17 protein-coding genes are annotated in these 17,160 nt (G+C 72.9%); 8 read left to right on the forward strand and 9 right to left on the reverse strand.

The window, feature by feature from the left end:
• Positions 1-208: 208 nt before the first annotated feature.
• From HNR57_RS36090 to hypE, 7 genes are read left to right on the forward strand one after another with little or no spacing between them, the layout of a single operon-like run.
• Positions 209-1,954, forward strand: a complete 1,746-nt coding sequence (locus tag HNR57_RS36090) for an enoyl-CoA hydratase-related protein (protein WP_184567072.1) — start codon at positions 209-211, stop codon at positions 1,952-1,954.
• Entirely contained in the window at positions 1,951-2,538 is a 588-nt protein-coding gene (locus HNR57_RS36095; protein ID WP_184567074.1) for a hydrogenase maturation protease, read from the forward strand. The genes HNR57_RS36090 and HNR57_RS36095 overlap by 4 nt, the downstream gene beginning before the upstream one ends.
• 39 nt (positions 2,539-2,577) lie before the next feature.
• Positions 2,578-3,321 (forward strand): hydrogenase nickel incorporation protein HypB, encoded by a 744-nt coding sequence (gene hypB, locus HNR57_RS36100; RefSeq protein ID WP_184567076.1) that lies wholly within the window; start codon positions 2,578-2,580, stop codon positions 3,319-3,321.
• On the forward strand, positions 3,318-5,630 hold the full coding sequence (hypF, locus tag HNR57_RS36105) for a carbamoyltransferase HypF (protein ID WP_184567078.1): 2,313 nt from the start codon (positions 3,318-3,320) through the stop codon (positions 5,628-5,630). The genes hypB and hypF overlap by 4 nt, the downstream gene beginning before the upstream one ends.
• 3 nt (positions 5,631-5,633) lie before the next feature.
• A complete protein-coding gene (locus HNR57_RS36110) occupies positions 5,634-5,915 on the forward strand; it encodes a HypC/HybG/HupF family hydrogenase formation chaperone (RefSeq protein WP_062925197.1) in 282 nt (93 codons plus the stop codon).
• Positions 5,912-7,057: a hydrogenase formation protein HypD gene (gene hypD / locus HNR57_RS36115; RefSeq protein WP_184567080.1), complete on the forward strand. Its 1,146-nt coding sequence runs from the start codon at positions 5,912-5,914 to the stop codon at positions 7,055-7,057. The genes HNR57_RS36110 and hypD overlap by 4 nt, the downstream gene beginning before the upstream one ends.
• Positions 7,050-8,120, forward strand: coding sequence for a hydrogenase expression/formation protein HypE (hypE, locus tag HNR57_RS36120; RefSeq protein WP_281403944.1), 1,071 nt, complete (start codon positions 7,050-7,052; stop codon positions 8,118-8,120). Before hypD ends, hypE begins: the two co-directional genes overlap by 8 nt.
• Before the next feature lie 53 nt (positions 8,121-8,173).
• On the opposite strand, the gene hypA is transcribed toward hypE, so the two are convergent.
• From hypA to HNR57_RS36165, 9 genes are all read right to left on the reverse strand, one after another.
• A complete protein-coding gene (gene hypA, locus HNR57_RS36125; protein WP_184567082.1) occupies positions 8,174-8,524 on the reverse strand; it encodes a hydrogenase maturation nickel metallochaperone HypA in 351 nt (116 codons plus the stop codon).
• A 7-nt stretch (positions 8,525-8,531) separates the two neighbouring features.
• Complete coding sequence (locus HNR57_RS36130; RefSeq protein ID WP_184567140.1) at positions 8,532-8,723, reverse strand: hypothetical protein; 192 nt, start codon at positions 8,721-8,723, stop codon at positions 8,532-8,534.
• 34 nt (positions 8,724-8,757) lie between these two features.
• Positions 8,758-8,964, reverse strand: a complete 207-nt coding sequence (locus HNR57_RS36135) for a hypothetical protein (RefSeq protein WP_184567084.1) — start codon at positions 8,962-8,964, stop codon at positions 8,758-8,760.
• Positions 8,965-9,006: 42 nt separating this feature from the next.
• Positions 9,007-9,603, reverse strand: a complete 597-nt coding sequence (locus HNR57_RS36140; protein WP_184567086.1) for a DUF5947 family protein — start codon at positions 9,601-9,603, stop codon at positions 9,007-9,009.
• On the reverse strand, positions 9,600-10,151 hold the full coding sequence (locus HNR57_RS36145) for a NifU-related iron-sulfur-binding protein (RefSeq protein WP_184567088.1): 552 nt from the start codon (positions 10,149-10,151) through the stop codon (positions 9,600-9,602). Before HNR57_RS36145 ends, HNR57_RS36140 begins: the two co-directional genes overlap by 4 nt.
• Complete coding sequence (locus tag HNR57_RS36150; RefSeq protein WP_184567090.1) at positions 10,144-11,937, reverse strand: nickel-dependent hydrogenase large subunit; 1,794 nt, start codon at positions 11,935-11,937, stop codon at positions 10,144-10,146. Before HNR57_RS36150 ends, HNR57_RS36145 begins: the two co-directional genes overlap by 8 nt.
• Before the next feature lie 49 nt (positions 11,938-11,986).
• On the reverse strand, positions 11,987-13,075 hold the full coding sequence (locus HNR57_RS36155; protein ID WP_184567092.1) for an NADH-quinone oxidoreductase subunit B family protein: 1,089 nt from the start codon (positions 13,073-13,075) through the stop codon (positions 11,987-11,989).
• Between the two features lies 1 nt (position 13,076).
• Positions 13,077-14,609: a hypothetical protein gene (locus tag HNR57_RS36160; RefSeq protein ID WP_184567094.1), complete on the reverse strand. Its 1,533-nt coding sequence runs from the start codon at positions 14,607-14,609 to the stop codon at positions 13,077-13,079.
• 212 nt (positions 14,610-14,821) lie between these two features.
• On the reverse strand, positions 14,822-15,292 hold the full coding sequence (locus HNR57_RS36165; protein ID WP_184567096.1) for a DUF6069 family protein: 471 nt from the start codon (positions 15,290-15,292) through the stop codon (positions 14,822-14,824).
• A gap of 170 nt (positions 15,293-15,462) precedes the next feature.
• Between HNR57_RS36165 and HNR57_RS36170 the strand changes: the two genes are divergently transcribed.
• Positions 15,463-17,139 carry an NAD-dependent malic enzyme gene (locus HNR57_RS36170; protein WP_184567098.1) on the forward strand — a complete coding sequence of 559 codons (1,677 nt, stop codon included), beginning with the start codon at positions 15,463-15,465 and terminating at the stop codon, positions 17,137-17,139.
• Positions 17,140-17,160 lie beyond the last annotated feature (21 nt).

The raw sequence follows: 17,160 nt of genomic DNA on the forward strand, positions 1-17,160 counted from the left end.
TCAGGCGTACGGCCCGGGCAAGGGGAGCGGGGTGGAGCGGCTCGGGCCGGTCGCCGTGCACCAGGCATCGCGGCCGTGCGCGCGAGGCCCCGGTGACCCGGCAGCACCCGCAGGGCCCGCGTGCCCGTTCGGCCGGAAGCGGATGAGGACCGCGAAACGCCGCCGTGGTCCTTCGCGGCCCTCCCCCGACGGGCGACCATGCCGTGTCATGGACATCTTGCTCGTCGCCAGCGCGTTCAACAGCCTGACCCAGCGTGTGTTCGCCGCACTGTCGGACGAGGGGCACCACGTGGACGTCGTGCTCGCCTCGCAGGGCCCCGACGCGGTCCGCGCCGCCGTATGCGAGGGGTGCCCGGAGCTGATCGTCGCCCCGATGCTGAAGTCGGCCCTGCCGGAGGACGTGTGGCGGGAGCACACCTGCCTGATCGTGCACCCGGGGCCGCCCGGCGACCGGGGCCCGTCGTCGCTGGACTGGGCGATCGCCGAGGAGGCGTCCGAGTGGGGCGTGACGGTGCTCCAGGCCGAGGCGGCCATGGACGCGGGGGACGTGTGGGCCGAGGGCTCCTTCCCGGTACCGCCGGCGGGCAAGAGCGACGTGTACCGCAACGAGGTGGCTGACGCCGCCACGGCCGCCGTGCTGCTGGCCGTGCGGCGCTACGCCGACGGGTCGTACAAACCGCGCCCGCAGAGCGAACCCGGGATCGACGTGGTGTGGCGGGACTACTTCCGCCAGGAGCAGCGGCGGATCGACTGGGAGAACGACAGCACGGCGACGGTGCTGCGCAAGCTCCGCGGGGCCGACTCACAGCCCGGCGTCCGGGACGAGATCTGCGGCCGGGAGGTGTTCCTGCACGGCGGACACCCCGAGGACCGGCTGCGCGGTGAGCCCGGGGAACTCCTCGCCACCCGGGCCGGCGCGCTCTGCCGGGCCACCCGGGACGGCGCGGTGTGGATCCCGGAACTGCGGCCCCGCAAGAGCTCCGGAGACCCCGCGCCGTTCCGCCGCCCGGCGGCCTCGGTGCTCGCCGGGTTCCCGGCCCCGCCCGGCAGCGGCCCGGGCATGCCGGGGTCCTACGACCGCCCGTACTGGCTGCCCGAGATCGCCGCCCCGCTCGACCTGCCCCCGGGCCGCACCACCTGGACCGACATCCGCTACCGGCAGCGCGGCCGCATCGGCTTCCTGACGTTCTCGTTCCCCGGCGGGGCCATGAGCACCACCCATTGCCGCAGGTTGCTCGCCGCCTGGCGGTACGCCCGCACCCGCCCCACCTCGGTGCTGGTATTCGGCAGCGCCCGCGACTTCTTCTCCAACGGCATCCACCTGAACGTCATCGAAGCGGCGAGCGACCCGGCGGGCGAGTCCTGGGCCAACCTGAACGCCATGAACGACCTGGTCGAGGCGGTGCTGCGCACCACCGACCGGCTGGTGGTGGCGGCCCTCGGCGGCAACGCGGCGGCCGGCGGCGTCATGCTCGCTCTGGCCGCCGACGAGGTGTGGTGCCGCACGGGCAGCGTCCTCAACCCGCACTACCGGCGCATGGGCCTGTACGGGTCGGAGTACTGGACGTACTCGCTGCCCCGCCGGGTGGGTGCCGAGACGGCCGAGCGGCTGACGACCGAGGCGTTGCCGGTGAGCTCCGCGACGGCCGAGCGCATCGGGCTGGTGGATCGTCTGGTGCCGGTCGCGGCCCAGGAATTCGCCCCCGAGATCGAGCGCCTGGCCGCCGAGCTGGGCGCCGACCCGGACCTGCCGCGCAGGATCACCGCCAAGGCCACGTCCCGTCACGCCGACGAGCTCGCGCGGCCCCTCGCCGAGTACCGGCGGGCCGAACTCGCCCGTATGCGCGCCGTCTTCTTCGACCCGGAGGCTCCCTACCACGCCCTGCGGTCCGCCTTCGTCCGCAAACTCCCGAACGGCTCCGCCCGGCCGCTGGTCACCGAGGACGCGCGATGAGCGCGCGGCTGCTCGTGGCGGGCGTCGGCAACATCTTCCTCGCCGACGACGCCTTCGGCCCCGAGGTGATCCGCGCCCTGGAGCGGCGTCCGCTGCCGCCGGAGGTGCGGGTGCGGGACTTCGGCATCCGCGGCATGGACCTGGCGTACGAACTGCTCGACGGCTACGACACGGCCGTCCTGGTCGACGCCGCCGTGCGGGGGCACCAGCCGGGCACGCTGTCGCTGATCGAGCCGGACCTGCCCGGCGGCTCCACGGCGGGCGCCCCGCCCGAGGCGCACGGCATGGACCCGGCGAAGGTCCTCGCCCTGGCCGCCCACCTGGGCGACGAGCCCCTCCCCCGCGTCCTGGTCCTGGCCTGTGAGCCCGAGCTGCGGGCCCCCGCCGACGAGGACATCGCCCCGGGCATCAGCGCGACCGTGCGCGAGGCGGTCGGGCGGGCGGTCGCGGCGCTGCACACCATGGTGCCGGTGCTGCTCGCCGACCCGGCTGCCACGCCCCCGTTGAGCCGCCCGGACGAATCCGGCACCCTGTCGTCGGCCGGGCTGCCGGGCACGGTGAGCGGCGGCGCCGAGGATCGGTAGCGGAACGATTTCCCTACCGACCCGCGAGGAGCGGCACCCATGTGCGATTCCGTGGACGAGGTCACCCGGGCCGTCCTGGCCAAGAACGACGGTCTGGCAGCGGACCTGCGTGACGTGCTGGCCCGGCGCGGTGTGAGCGTGGTCAACCTGCTGTCCAGCCCGGGCAGCGGCAAGACGGAACTGCTCGGGCGGGTGCTGGCCAGGGCGGTGGAGCGGAGCCTACCGGTGGCCGCCCTCACCGCCGACCTGGCGACCGAGAACGACGCCGACCGGCTGGCCCGTTCGGGCGCCCCGGTGAAGCAGCTGCTGACGGACGGCCTGTGCCACCTCGAGGCGCGGCAGCTGCGCGGCCATGTGGAGAGCTGGCTGCCCGAGGGCGCGTCCCTGCTGTTCGTGGAGAACGTCGGCAATCTCGTCTGCCCGGCGTCCTACGACCTCGGCGAAACCCTGCGGGTCGTGCTCATGGCGGTGACGGAGGGCGAGGACAAGCCGCTCAAGTACCCCACGGCCTTCGGGTCCGCCCATCTGGTGGTGCTGACGAAGACCGATCTGGCCGGGCCGGCCGGGTTCGACGAGGCGGCCTTCGAGGCGCACGTCCAGCGGGTCAACCCGGGGGTGGAGGTGCTGCGGTCCTGCGCCCGCACCGGCACCGGTGTCGACACCCTCCTGGAACGGGTGCTCGCCGTGCGGGACGGGGCCCCTGTCCACCGGCCGCCCCTGGCGCCCCGCCCGCACACCCACACGCACACCCACGAGGGCGCCGAAGCCGGCCTCGTCCCGTGACAGCGCCCGTCACGCGGGCGGTGCGCCGCCGCGTCAGCGTGCGCGGCACCGTGCAGGGCGTGGGCTTCCGCCCCTTCGTGCACCGCCTCGCCACCGACCTGGCGCTCGCGGGCTTCGTGAGCAACACGGCGAGCGGCGTCCTGATCGAGGTCGAGGGCCCGCCGGACGGTGTCGCGGCCTTCTGCGACCGGCTGGCCGCCGAGCCGCCACCGCTCGCCGCCGTACTCGGCGTCGAGGTCGAGGACCTGCCCGTCTCCGGCGGCGACGGCACCTTCACCATCCGCTCCACCGACCGCTCCCCCGGCAGCACCCTCCTCCCGCCCGACACCGCGACCTGCGCCGACTGCCTGCGCGAACTGGGCGATCCGGCGGACCGGCGGCACCGGCACCCGTTCGTCACCTGCACCCACTGCGGCCCCCGCTTCACCATCGCCACGGGCATGCCGTACGACCGGGCGGTCACGACCATGTCCGGCTTCCCGATGTGCGGCGCGTGCGCCCAGGAGTACGGCGATCCCCTGGACCGGCGCTTCCACGCCCAGCCGGTGGCCTGCCCGGACTGCGGTCCCCGGCTGCGTCTGGTGCCGGCGTCCGGGAGCGGGGTGCGCCCGGCGTGCGATGCCGAGGCCCTGGCCACGGCGCGGGCGCTGCTGGCGGCCGGGCGGATCGTCGCCGTCAAGGGCCTGGGCGGCTACCACCTGGCCTGCGACGCCACCGAGGCGCGGGCCGTCGACACCCTGCGCAGCCGCAAGGCACGCGGCGGCAAGCCGTTCGCGGTGATGTGCGCGGACCTCGACGACGTGCACCGGATCGCCGAAGTCTCCGCCTCCGAGCGGGCCGTTCTGACCGGCCCCCGGCGCCCCATCGTCCTGCTGCGCCGGCGCCCGGAGGCGAACGGCCTCGCGCCCGGCGTCTGCCCCGGCAGCCCCCACCTCGGCGTGATGCTGCCCTACACACCCGTGCACACCCTGCTGTTCGGCCTGCCCGGTGACCCGCCCGGCCCGCGCGTGTTGGTCATGACCAGCGGCAACCGCTCCGGGGAGCCGATCGTCACGGACGACGACGAGGCCCTGACCCGTCTCGCCGGGCTGGCCGACGCCTGGCTCGCCCACGACCGGCCCATCGCCTCGCCCTGCGACGACTCCCTGCTTCGGGTGCGGCCCGACGGCACCGAGCAGGTGCTGCGCCGGTCCCGCGGGTACGTGCCCCGCCCGCTGCGCCTGCCGGTCCCGGTGCGGCCCGCTCTCGCCGTGGGCGGCGACCTCAAGAACGCCCTGTGCCTGGGCGAGGGCGACCAGGCCTGGTTCGGGCCGCACATCGGCGACATGGGCGATCTGGCCACGCTGGAAGCGGCCCGGCGGGCGGACGCGCAGCTGCGGGGCCTGACCGGCGTGAGCCCCGAACTGGTCGCCGCGGACCGGCACCCCGGGTACCACTCGACACGATGGGCCGCCCGGCTGGCCGGGCACGCCCCCGTGCTGGTCCAGCACCACCACGCGCACATCGCCTCCGCGATGGCCGAGCACGGCCTCGACGGCACGACCCCGGTGATCGGTGTCGCCTTCGACGGCACGGGCTACGGCGACGACGGCACCGTCTGGGGCGGGGAGGTCCTCCTCGCTGGCTACACCGGCTTCCGGCGCTACGCCCGCCTCTCCCCCGCCCCGCTGCCCGGCGGCGACGCGGGTGTCGCCAACCCGTGCCGGCTGGCCCTGGCCCGGCTGTGGGCGGCGGGACTGCCGTGGGACGCGGACCTGCCGTGCGTGACCGCGTGCGCGCCGGACGAACGGGCCGTGCTGCAAAGGCAGTTGAACGGCGGTCTGGCCTGTGTGCCCACCTCCAGCATGGGCCGTCTCTTCGACGCCGTGTCGTCGCTCGCCGGCGTGTGCCATCGCGCGGGGTACGAGGCGCAGGCCGCGGTGGAGCTGGAGGCGGCGGCCGCTTCGGCGTGGGGCGCCGACACGGCCGCGTACGCCTTCGCCGGTGGACTCGACCCGGCACCGGTGCTCGGCGCCCTGATCACCGATCTGCGGCGCGGCACCCCGGTTGCCGTGCTCGCGGCCCGTTTCCACCGCGGCGTGGCGCGGGCGGTGGCGGAGATCTGCCGGCGGGCGCGTCAGGACACCGGCCTGGCCACCGTCGCCCTCAGCGGCGGGGTGTTCGCCAACGCGCTGCTGGAACAGGAGTGCGCGCGGCTGCTGGCCGAAGACGGCTTCGCGGTGCTCCGGCACGGCGAGGTACCGCCCAACGACGGCGGGCTGGCCCTCGGCCAGCTCCTGGTCGCGGCGCACCTACGACAGGAGGAGTGACCCATGTGTCTGGCAGTGCCCGGCAAGGTCGTGTCCATCGACGACAGTGCCGATCCGCTCACCGGGCTGATCGACTTCGGCGGCGTGCAGAAGCAGGCGTGCCTGGAGTACGTGTCCGATGTGAAGGTGGGTGAGTACGTCATCGTGCACGTCGGCTTCGCGCTCCAGCGTCTGGACGAGGAGTCGGCCCTGGCCTCCCTGAAGCTGTTCGAGGAACTGGGGCTGCTGGAGGAGGAGTTCGGGGACGCCTGGGAGCAGGCGGAGAAGGAGGCGGGAACGGCGTGAAGTACCTCGACGAGTTCAACGACCCCCAGCTGGCGCGGCGGCTGCTGGACGAGATCCGTGCCACCGCCACCCGGCCCTGGGCCCTGATGGAGGTGTGCGGCGGCCAGACCCACTCGATCATCCGGCACGGCATCGACCAACTCCTGCCCGAGCAGGTGGAGTTGATTCACGGGCCGGGCTGCCCGGTCTGTGTCACGCCGCTGGAGGTCATCGACAAGGCCCTGGAGATCGCCTCGCGGCCCGGGGTGATCTTCTGCTCCTTCGGCGACATGCTCCGGGTGCCGGGCACCGACCGCGACCTGTTCCGGGTCAAGGGTGAGGGCGGCGACGTACGGGTGGTGTACTCGCCGCTCGACGCCCTGGAGCTGGCCCGCGGCAACCCGGACCGGGAGGTGGTGTTCTTCGCGATCGGCTTCGAGACCACCGCCCCGGCCAACGCGATGGCCGTGCACCAGGCGCGCCGGCTGGGCCTGTCCAACTTCAGCCTGCTGGTGTCGCACGTGCGGGTGCCCCCGGCCGTCGAGGCGATCATGACGGCGCCCGAGTGCCGGGTGCAGGGCTTCCTCGCCGCCGGGCACGTGTGCAGCGTGATGGGGATGGCCGAGTACCCGGAGCTGGCCGAGCGGTTCCGCGTGCCGATGGTGGTGACGGGCTTCGAGCCGCTGGACATCCTGGAGGGCATCCGCCGGGCGGTCCGCCAGCTGGAGCGCGGTGAGCACCGGGTGGAGAACGCCTACCCGCGTGCGGTGCGCGAGGAGGGCAACCCGGCCGCGGTGCGCATGATCGAGGAGGTTTTCGAGGTCACCGACCGGAACTGGCGCGGCATCGGGCGGATCCCGGCCAGCGGCTGGCGGCTGACCGACGCCTTCCGCGCGTACGACGCGGAGCACCGCTTCGACGTCGGCGGTATCCGTACCGAGGAGCCCGCCGAGTGCCGGGCCGGCGAGGTGCTGCAGGGCCTGATCAAGCCGACCGAGTGCGGCGCGTTCGGCACCACCTGCACCCCGCGCACCCCGCTCGGCGCGACCATGGTCTCCAGCGAGGGCGCCTGCGCGGCCTACTACCTGTACCGCCGGATGAACGCCCCGGCGCCGCAGACCGGCGGTTCCGCGCAGCAGGAAGAGGTGGCTCCCGTTGTCTGAGCGACGAGCCGATGTGGTCGACCCGGCCAACTGGACCTGCCCCGCCCCGCTGCGCGACCAGGGGGTCGTGGTCATGGGGCACGGCGGCGGGGGCGCGCTGTCGGCGGAGCTGATGGACCAGATCTTCACCCCCGCCTACGGCAACGCCACCCTGTCCGGTCTCGCCGACTCCGCCGTCCTCGAACTGGGCGGCGCGCGGCTGGCCTTCTCCACCGACTCCTACGTGGTCCGGCCGCTGTTCTTCCCCGGCGGCTGCCTGGGCGACCTCGCGGTCAACGGCACCGTCAACGACCTCGCGATGAGCGGTGCCGTGCCCGCGTACCTCTCGGCGGCCTTCGTCCTGGAGGAGGGCGTGGAGCTGACCGTGGTCGAGCGGATCGCCCGCTCGATGGGGGCGGCGGCCGAGGCCGCCGGGGTCACGATCGCCACGGGTGACACCAAAGTGGTGGAGGCCGGGCACGGCGACGGGGTGTACGTCACCACTGCCGGAGTGGGGCTCGTGCCCGACGGGGTGGACATCCGGCCGCAGCGTGCCCGGCCCGGTGACGCGGTGATCGTCAGCGGCCCGATCGGGCTGCACGGTGTGGCGATCATGAGTGTCCGGGAGGGGCTGGAGTTCGGGGTGGAGGTCGCCAGCGACACCGCGCCGCTGGCGGGCCTGGTGGCGGCGATGCTGGCGGTCACTCCGGACGTCCACGTGCTGCGGGATCCCACCAGGGGTGGCCTGGGCGCCTCCCTCAACGAGATCGCACGGGCCTCCGGGACCGGTGTCCGGCTTCAGGAGCGGGCGATCCCGGTGCCGGACGCGGTGGCGAACGCCTGCGGGTTCCTCGGGCTCGACCCGCTCTACGTGGCCAACGAGGGGCGGCTGGTCGCCTTCGTGCCCCCGGCGCGGGCGGAGGAGGTGCTGGCGGCGATGCGGGCCCATCCGCAGGGTGCCGGGGCGACGCTGATCGGCGAGTGCGTCGCCGAGCATCCCGGGATGGTGGTGGTCGCCACCGGGCTCGGCGGGACGCGGGTGGTGGACCTGCCGCTCGGAGAGCAGCTGCCGCGCATCTGCTGACCGCAGGACAGGACGAGGGCCCCGCCGGCGGATCGACGGGGCCCTCGTCCTGTCTATGCCGGTACCGGCTCGATCCCGGCGATCTCCAGTTCCCGGCCGCTGCGCAGGTCGCTGGAGGGCTGGTCGCAGTTCGGGCACCAGAAGAACGGGGGCATGCCCACCGGGAACTCCTCGGCGCACGGGCCGCACCAGGCCTGCGCGGGGATCTGCTCGACGACGAGCCGGGCCCCCGCGAGGGCGGTGCCGTCGCGGGCCACCTCGAAGGCGAAGTCCAGGGCGTCGGGGACGACGCCGGCCAGCTCGCCGACCCGGACGGTCACCTTCGAGACGGCGTCCGTCCCGTCCGCCCGGGCCAGCTCGTCGGCCCGCTCGATGATCGCGGTCGCGATCGACAGTTCGTGCACGGCCGGCTCACGGGTAGCGGCGGCCGGCGCGAAACCCGCCCGCCATCCGCCAGAGCCGCACCTCGCGCCTCAGGCTGGGCCACTCCCAGGCCAGCAGGGCCAGGGCCACGCCGCCCACCAGGGCGGCCTCGGCCTTCAGCACCCGCTGTCCGCTCATCCCGCCCCGCCTGCGGGCGACGGGTCTGCGTACTCGTTTCATTGCGGCGACTCCCTGCTCGTTCCCATCACGATGTTCATCCGGGCGAGATGTTCGGCATGGTCTCCGCGAGGGCGTCATGCCGCTTCCAGTGGATCCCCGTGGAGCGGCGCGCGTCGGCGGTGCCGTCCTCGTGGTGACCCTTCTGCCGCTCGCGCGGGCCCCTGTTGCCCTGGTGCACGCCGGCGACGTGCCCGGGCGTGTCGGGCTTCGCCTGGGGCCGTCCCACTCTGATGCTGCCCATGGGGTGCTCTCCTTCCTCGCCTCCGACCTGCGGAGTGCGTGGCTATGGCCGCTCGGTGAGGTCCTCGAAGAACTGCTCGACGGCCGGCCAGATCCGGCCGCCGCCGGACAGGCCGCGCCACTCCCGGCGTACGACGGCGACCATCCGGTAGCAGTCGTCGATCGGCACGATCCAGTGGTGGTCGAGGCCGTGGACGGTGTTCACCAGCAGGGCCTCCACCTCGGGTTCCACGGTCGAGAGCTGCGGACACCTGCCGGACAGCTCCTGCCAGGCCGCGGCGTCCACCTCCCACCGCATGGCTCCCGCGGGGCTCGGGCCCTCAGCGATGACGGTGCCGTCCGCCCGGGGTACGAAGAAGACCAGGCCGACCGGTACGCCCAAGGCGGCCGTGTCGACCTTGGGCAGCCGGATCCGGCGCCGGGGCACGAGCCGGTAGTGGCCGTCCCCCGCCGCCGCGTCGGCGAACAGCACCGAGCAGGGGCCGCAGGCACAGCGCACCTCCTCCTGCCCGGTGTCGTACAGGTGGGCGTGCTCGTCGGCGACCGGCGCGGCGCACAGGTCGCACACCTCCGTCCGGGCCGCCGCGGTGCGGTCGGCCGAGGAGCGGATGAGGCGGGCCAGTGCCCCGTCGGTGGTCACGGTGCGCCCCGGTGCGTGAGGGTGGTCAGCGGGACGAAGGCGGGGGCCGTCTCGGTCAGTGGCTCCACCGCCGTCAGCTCGGGCGCCGCGGCGAGCACCGCCGCGCGGACCGCGTCGGTGACCTCGGAGCCTCCACCGCCGCAGCCGGAGCCGCATCCGCCGCCGCCCGTCGTCAGGCGGACCCTGGCGACCTGCCCTTCGACCCCGGCCCACTCCACGTCTCCGCCGCGTTCCCGCACGGCGGGCCGCAGCCGTTCGACCGCCCGGGCCGCCCGGCGTTCGGCGGGCTCGGGGTGGATGTCGTGCAGCACCATGAGGTGCCCGAGCAGCTCGTCCTCGGCGAGGCGCTCGGCCAGCTGGTCGTCCGCGTGGTCCAGGACCCGGGCCAGGGCCTCGCCGTAGACCTCGGTCAGCAGGGCCACCGCCTCGGTCGCGGAGCGGGTCGTGGGGCCGGGTGCGGTTTCGAGGCCTTCCAGCAGGTCGTCGAGCCGGCCGAGCCGGGCTTCGACGTCCGGGTCGGCCAGCCGTGCGCCCGTGGCCTCAGCCATGGTCCGCCCCGTACGTCGGCGAGTGCAGGGTGGTCAGCGTCTTGCCCTTGCCGACGTACATGTGCACACCGCACGGCAGACACGGGTCGAAGCTGCGGACCGTGCGCATGATGTCGACGCCCTTGAAGTCGTCCGGCCCGTTCTCCTCGAAGATGGGCTGGCCCTGGACGGCGTCCTCGTACGGGCCGGGGGTGCCGAACTTGTCGCGGGGGCTGGCGTTCCACGGGGTGGGCGGATAGGGGTGGTAGTTGGCGATCTTCCTGTCCTTGATGACCAGGTGGTGGGAGAGGACGCCGCGCACGGCCTCGTGGAAGCCGCAGCCGATCGCCTCGTCGGGCACCTCGAAGTTCTCGAACACCTTGGTCTCGCCCGCGCGCACCATGCCCATGGCCTCTTCGATGAACTGCAGGGCCATGGCGGCCGCGTAGGCGATGAAGTACGGCCGGGCGCGGTCGCGTTCGATGGTGTTGCTCCACTGCGGGATGCGCCACTCCAGGGTGGTCTCCGGCAGCGACTCGCCCTTGGGCAGGGAGATGCGCACGCTGTGGCCGGTGGCCTTGACGTACGGGGTGTCGACCAGGCCGCTCAGCGCGGTCGACCACAGGCGGGCGAGGGGACCGCCGCCGGTGTCGAGGGCGAGGTGGTCGCCGGTGCGCTGGTCGAACCAGCGCGGGCTCATCACCCAGCTGTACTTGTCGTCGAAGTCGCGCTTCTGCGGCACCGGGACGGTCGTCTGGTTCCACGGGTGGCGCATGTCGACGGGGTTGCCGAGCGGGTCGTGGGTGACGAAGGGCTGCTCGTTGACCCAGTCCTCGTAGTAGGAACTGCCGAGCATGATGCGCAGGCCGAGGTTGATGTCGACGAGGTTGTTGGTGACCAGTTCGCCGTCGACGATGATGCCGGGGGTGACGTACATCGCCTTGCCCCAGGTGTTCATCGACTCGTAGCGGTAATCGACGACCTTGGGGTCCTGGAAGGCGCCCCAGCAGCCCAGCAGGACGCGGCGGCGGCCGACCTCCTCGTAGCCGGGCAGCGCCTCGTAGAAGAAGTCGAAGACGTCGTCGTTCATGGCGACGGCCTTCTTCACGAAGTCGATGACCCGCATGAGGCGGCTGAGGTAGTCGGTGAAGACGGTCGGCTGCGGCATCGTGCCGACGCCGCCCGGGTACAGCGTGGAGGGGTGGACGTGCCGTCCCTCCATCAGGCAGAACATCTCGCGGGTGACCCGGCTGACCTTCAGGGCCTCCTTGTAGACCTCGCCCTCGAAGGGGTTGAAGGCCTTCATGATGTCGGCGATCGTCCGGTACCCGTGGATCTCGCCGCGGGGCGCCTCGGTGCGCTCGGCGCGGGCCAGGACACCGGGGTTGGTGGCCTTGACCATCGCCTCGCAGAAGTCCACGAAGACCAGGTTGTCCTGGAAGATCGTGTGGTCGAACATGTACTCGGCGGCTTCGCCGAGGTTGACGATGTGCTCGGCCAGCGGGGGCGGTTTGACGCCGTAGGCCATCTGCTGGGCGTAGTCGGAGCAGGTGGTGTGGTTGTCGCCGCAGATGCCGCAGATCCGGGACGTGATGAAGCCCGCGTCGCGCGGGTCCTTGCCCTTCATGAACACCGAGTAGCCGCGGAAGAGCGACGAGGTGCTGTGGCATTCGACGACTTCCCGGTTGGCGAAGTCGATCTTCGTGTAGATGCCCAGGTTCCCGATGATCCGGGTGATCGGGTCCCAGGACATGTCCACGAGCTGTGGTGGCTTGCGGTCCGTGGGCCGGGCCTCGGTGGTGGTCATCTGCGGTACTGCCCCTCGCTGTCGGTGGTGGGTGGGGTCGCGGGTGTCATCAGGGGCGCCAGCGCGGGTCGTAACCGCTGGTCAGCTTGCGCTTGTTGTGGCGCCACTTCGGCTCGTGGTTGACGAGCTCGTTGGTCATGCCGCGCAGCCTGCGGATGACCGCTCCGTACGGCTTGATGACCAGGGACGACAGGGTGCCGCCGGGGGGCTCGTCCATGAACGGCATGAACGCGTCGGGGAAGCCGGGCATCGTGCAGCCGATGCAGATGCCGCCGACGTTGGGGCAGCCGCCGATGCCGGCCATCCAGCCGCGCTTGGGCACGTTGCAGTTGACGACCGGACCCCAGCAGCCCGTCTTGACCAGGCACTTGGGCGAGTTGTAGTCCGTGGCGAAGTTGGCCTGCTCGTAGTACGAGCCGCGGTCGCAGCCCTCGTGCACCGTCTTCCCGAACAGCCACTGGGGGCGCAGCATGTGGTCCAGCGGCGGAGGGGGCGCGGAGCCGGCCGCGTGGTAGAGGACCCAGATCAGGGTCTCCATGAAGTTCTCGGGCTGGATCGGGCAGCCGGGCACGTTGACGACGGGCAGGCCGGCCTGGGAGGTGTAGTCCCAGCCCAGGTAGTCGGCGAGGCCCATGCAGCCCGTCGGGTTGCCGGCCATGGCATGGATGCCGCCGAAGGTGGCGCAGGTGCCGGCGGCGACCACCGCCCAGGCCTTGGGGGCCAGTTGGTCGATCCACCAGTTGAGGGTCTGCGGCTCACCGGTCTCCGGGTCGTTGCCGAAGGACGTCCAGTAGCCGTCGCCCTCGATGATGTTCTGGTTGGGGATCGAGCCCTCGATGACGAGGATGAACGGGCCCAGTTCGCCGCGTACGGCCGCCCGGTAGGGCGCGAGGAAGTCCTCGCCGCCCAGGCTGGGCGAGAGCACCTTGTTGACCAGGTTCACCTTCGGCAGGCCTGGGATCAGCCCGAGCACCAGGTCCTCGATGGAGGGCTGGTCGGCGGCGGTGAGCGAGACGGTGTCGCCGTCACAGCTCATGCCCTCGGAGATCCAGAGGATGTGGATCTCGTCTATGCCCTGCCGGTCCTCGGACCGTTCGGGTTCCTTGCTGACTTCTTCGGTGCTGCTGTGGATGGTCATGTCACTCGGCCTCCGCTGCGGGGGTCTCGGAGTCGGTCGTGTGCCGCGCCGGAGCTGCGGCGGGAGCCGGTGCCGACGGCTCGTCCGGGGATCCGGCGGGCCCGAGGGGTTCGAGCTCGTCGGGCCGGAAGTAGTGGAAGCGGCCGTACCAGTGATTGAGTTCGGCGGCCGGGTCGTCGTCGAGGGTGACGGCGAGGTGTACGCTGCCGTCCACGTCGTGGAAGACTGCGGCGACTTCGGCGGTGCGTCCGGCCAGGAACATGTCCTGGGCGTCGGCGCCGCGACCCCGGGGGCGCAGCCGTACCCGGCTGCCGCCGCCGAGGGGGACGCCGTCGACGAGCACGGTGTCGCTGGTCGGGGAGAGTCCGTCGTCGCCGCCTTCCTGCCACCAGGCGGGACGGTCGGCGGACGCCGTGGGAGGGGCGGCCTCGGAAGGGGTGGCCGGTGTCAGGGACCGGACCGCGCCGTGCAGCCGTTCGAAGACCTCCTGCGGCATGGTGTCGACCCGGTCGAGGATCGCGGCGGCCCGTGGGTCGGTGGCCCGCGCCTCGCGCTTCTCCTCGTCGGTCAGCAGCATCGTGCGCAGGGTGAGGATCTCGTCGATCTCCGCGGCGTCGTGCAGGTCGCCCGGGCTTTCGGGGGCGACCTGGGGGTGGTCGGGCAGGATGATCGGCGCGGACAGCAGGACGTGCCCGGCGTCGCCCGCCTCGCCGCCGAGGACGGGGAAGGTGAACTCGTTGCGGCACGCGCGCACGGCTGCTTCGAGGTCCGTCGGCGGGTCGATCAGCGAGACGAACTCCACGCCGTCACCGCCGATGAGAGTGTGGGTGGCGATGAGGGCCCGGCGCAGTGCCTCGTCGCGGGTGGTGCGCGGTGGCGGGGCGGGCGCGGTGTTGGTGGTCCGTACGCGGAGTCGGCAGAGGTCGCCGGAGAGGCGCTCGGCGGTGACGGTGGTCTCGGCCCGGATCTCCTCACGGGTGCGCACCACCCGTCCGGCCTCTTCCGGCAGGGTCTCGACGTCCTCACCCGCCGCGGCACCCACCGCGAAGGTGTGTCCGCCGTGGAGGAGTTCGCCGAGCGGAACCTCGGCCTCGCACGCGCGGGGCAGGGCCTCGTCGAAGGTCAGATGGACCGTGCCGTCGTCGGTACGCAGCGACTCGACCGGCCGGTGGCCTGCTTCGTGCACCTGCTTGCGCTGCATCTGCAGGTAGCGCACTCGCACCCGGACGCGGGCGCTGCCGGGCTGCCGGACCCGCAGTAGGCACTCGGTCTGCTGGTACCAGGAGTCGGCGGAGCCGGAGACACCGGGAGTGACGGGGCCGTCCGCCTCCGCCCAGTCCCGGGGGAACAGCACGCCGAACTGCCAGCGGACGCGGTTCTTGGCGGAGGAGCGGCGGTAGGGGTAGAGGAGGTAGCCCTCGTAGAGGACGGCGTCGGCGACGGCGCCGAGCTGCTCGAAGGCGCCAGGGGACGGGCCCGTGCCGCCCCGTGGGGCAGCGCTCTTCGTGCCGCCCTCGGCCAGTGCCTCCGCCATCGCGCCTCCTCGTCCCTGGGTGCACACGCATCCCTTCCACCACGGTCACACCGCTCATCCGCGGTCGCCTCCTCCGGCGCAGCGGAATTGGGCCGTTCGGGGTGGTCGTAGGGCCGGCGCGGTGTGACGCGGGACGGTGAGCGCAACGACCGGGCCCGTCAGCGCCGAGGCGTGACGGGCCCGTGTCGGTGGTGGAGGAGGGCGGTTCGTGTTCAGCGCCGCGCGTGGGCGAGCCTGCGGGCCAGCAGCGGGACGACGACCGCGGCGGCGACCACGTGGGACGCGGCGAGGACGATCTGGGTGGACGTGGCGGTGTGCGGGGCGACGGCCGGGCCGGCGAGGGACAGTGCGGTGAGCGCGACGGTGATCACCGTGAAGGTGGGGGCGGGCCGCCCGGCCCAGCGGGCGAGGACGACGGCGAGGACGATTCCGGCGACCGACCAGAACACCACCCCGCCGAAGAAGCCGCCGACCGGGATCTCCGCGGCCTCCTTCGCGCCGGGACTGGCCGCCTCCATCGGCACACCGGCGGCCCGCGCGACCAGCGCGAACACCTCCGTCACGACGGCTCCGGCGAGGGTGGCCAGAACGCCGACCAGCCACACGGGGCGGGTGGAGAGAAGGCCGGGGAGGTTCCGGGACTCGGTCCGCTGAGCCTGGGTCTGAGGTGTCGTCACACTCATGTCACTGTCTCCTGGCGGGAGTTGGGGAGCGGTAGGTCTTACGGAGAGGTAGACCGGGCGGCGGCGCGGAACTCATCGGTGACCGGGGGACGTTTCCACGGGCCCGGTGGTTCATCCGGATGGCACACGTCACCCGCACGAACCGGCGCGTCACGGGAAGGCGTTACCTCATGGACCAGCCGACACATCACCCCCGCCCCACCACCAGCCCCGCCGTGACGACCCTGGCCGACCCCCTGGTCAACAGGGGCACCGCCTTCAGCCGGCGTGAACGCGAGGAGCTGGGGATCGACGGGCTGCTGCCGCCCGCCGTGGAGAGCCTGGACGAACAGGTCGCCCGCGCCTACGAGGCGTTCCACGGCTACGACAAGCCCCTCAACCGGCACATCTACCTGCGGCAGCTCCAGGACACCAACGAGGTGCTCTTCTACCGCCTGGTCACCGACTACCTGGAGGAACTGCTGCCCGTCGTCTACACGCCGACGGTGGGTGAGGCCTGCCAGAAGTTCAGCGAGATCTACCGGCGGCCCCGCGGTCTGTTCCTGACCTGGGAGGACCGGCACCGCTTCCGGGACATCCTGCGCAACCGCCCGCACCGGGACCACGACGTGGACGTCATCGTCGTCACCGACGGGCAGCGCATCCTCGGCCTGGGCGACCAGGGTGTCGGCGGCATGGGCATCCCGATCGGCAAGCTCAGCCTCTACACGGCCATCGGCGGCATCCACCCCGCCCGCACCCTGCCGATCCTGCTGGACGTCGGCACCGACAACGAGACCCTGCTCGACAACCCCCGCTACCTGGGCCGCCGCGCGGGGAGGCTGACCGGCGCCGAGTACGACGAGATGATCGAGGCGTTCGTCTCGGCGGTCGAGGCGGAGCTGCCCGGGACACTGCTGCAGTGGGAGGACTTCGCCACCGCCCACGCCCATCCGATCCTCGCCCGCTATCGCGACCGGCTGCTCACCTTCAACGACGACATCCAGGGCACCGCGGCCGTCACGCTCGGCGCCCTGTCCACCGCGGCGGACGTGGCCGGCACGCCGCTGCCCGAGCAGCGCGTGGTGGTCCTGGGCGCGGGGTCGGCCGCCATCGGCGTCGCCGACATGATCCGTACGGCCATGATCGACGAGGGCCTGCCGGAGGACGAGGCCACGGCCCGGTTCTGGATCCTCGACGTCGACGGCCTGCTGGTGTCCTCCCGTTCCGAACTGACCCCGCAGCAGCGGGCGTTCGCGCGCGACGACAGCGAGGTGGCCGACTGGGACGGCACCGGCCTCGCCGAAGTGGTGCGCCGCGTCGAGCCGACAGCGCTCATCGGGCTGTCGACGGCGCACGGCGCGTTCACCGAGGAGATCGTGCGGCAGATGGCCTCGACCTGCGAACGGCCCGTCATCTTCCCGCTCTCCAACCCCACCTCGCACTCCGAGGCCGAGCCCGCGGACCTCACCCGCTGGACCGACGGGCGGGCACTGATCGCCACCGGCTCGCCCTTCCCGCCGCTGACGGTCGACGGGCACGAGGTACCCGTGGCGCAGTCGAACAACGTGTACGTCTTCCCGGCCATGGGCCTCGCGGTGACCGCGAGCCGGGCCACCCGGGTCACGGACCGCATGCTGGTGGCCGCCGCCCGGGCCGTCGCGCAGTGCGCCGTGCGGGCGGCGGACGGCGACGACGGCCCCGTGCCGCTGCTGCCACCGCTGGCCGGGATGCGGGAGTCCGCCCGCGAGATCGCCCTGGCCGCGGCCGTCGCCGCCGTCGAGGACGGGGTGGCCCCGCGGGCGACGGAGGAGGAACTGCGCGAGGCGGTCGCCCGGGCGCAGTGGGAGCCTCGTTACGGGGACTAGGCGGCGGGGGCCGGCGGCCGG

Source organism: Streptomyces paradoxus, from assembly GCF_014202475.1.
Classification (GTDB): domain Bacteria; phylum Actinomycetota; class Actinomycetes; order Streptomycetales; family Streptomycetaceae; genus Streptomyces; species Streptomyces paradoxus.

What these genes read in the sequence shown, in the direction of transcription:
- HNR57_RS36090 (WP_184567072.1), top strand. Translation starts at nt 209, where the DNA reads ATGGACATCTTGCTCGTCGCCAGCGCGTTCAACAGCCTGACCCAGCGT.
- HNR57_RS36095 (WP_184567074.1), top strand. Translation starts at nt 1,951, where the DNA reads ATGAGCGCGCGGCTGCTCGTGGCGGGCGTCGGCAACATCTTCCTCGCC.
- hypB (WP_184567076.1), top strand. Translation starts at nt 2,578, where the DNA reads ATGTGCGATTCCGTGGACGAGGTCACCCGGGCCGTCCTGGCCAAGAAC.
- HNR57_RS36110 (WP_062925197.1), top strand. Translation starts at nt 5,634, where the DNA reads ATGTGTCTGGCAGTGCCCGGCAAGGTCGTGTCCATCGACGACAGTGCC.
- HNR57_RS36130 (WP_184567140.1), bottom strand. Translation starts at nt 8,723, where the DNA reads ATGAAACGAGTACGCAGACCCGTCGCCCGCAGGCGGGGCGGGATGAGC.
- HNR57_RS36135 (WP_184567084.1), bottom strand. Translation starts at nt 8,964, where the DNA reads ATGGGCAGCATCAGAGTGGGACGGCCCCAGGCGAAGCCCGACACGCCC.
- HNR57_RS36145 (WP_184567088.1), bottom strand. Translation starts at nt 10,151, where the DNA reads ATGGCTGAGGCCACGGGCGCACGGCTGGCCGACCCGGACGTCGAAGCC.
- HNR57_RS36150 (WP_184567090.1), bottom strand. Translation starts at nt 11,937, where the DNA reads ATGACCACCACCGAGGCCCGGCCCACGGACCGCAAGCCACCACAGCTC.
- HNR57_RS36155 (WP_184567092.1), bottom strand. Translation starts at nt 13,075, where the DNA reads ATGACCATCCACAGCAGCACCGAAGAAGTCAGCAAGGAACCCGAACGG.
- HNR57_RS36160 (WP_184567094.1), bottom strand. Translation starts at nt 14,609, where the DNA reads ATGGCGGAGGCACTGGCCGAGGGCGGCACGAAGAGCGCTGCCCCACGG.
- HNR57_RS36165 (WP_184567096.1), bottom strand. Translation starts at nt 15,292, where the DNA reads ATGAGTGTGACGACACCTCAGACCCAGGCTCAGCGGACCGAGTCCCGG.
- HNR57_RS36170 (WP_184567098.1), top strand. Translation starts at nt 15,463, where the DNA reads ATGGACCAGCCGACACATCACCCCCGCCCCACCACCAGCCCCGCCGTG.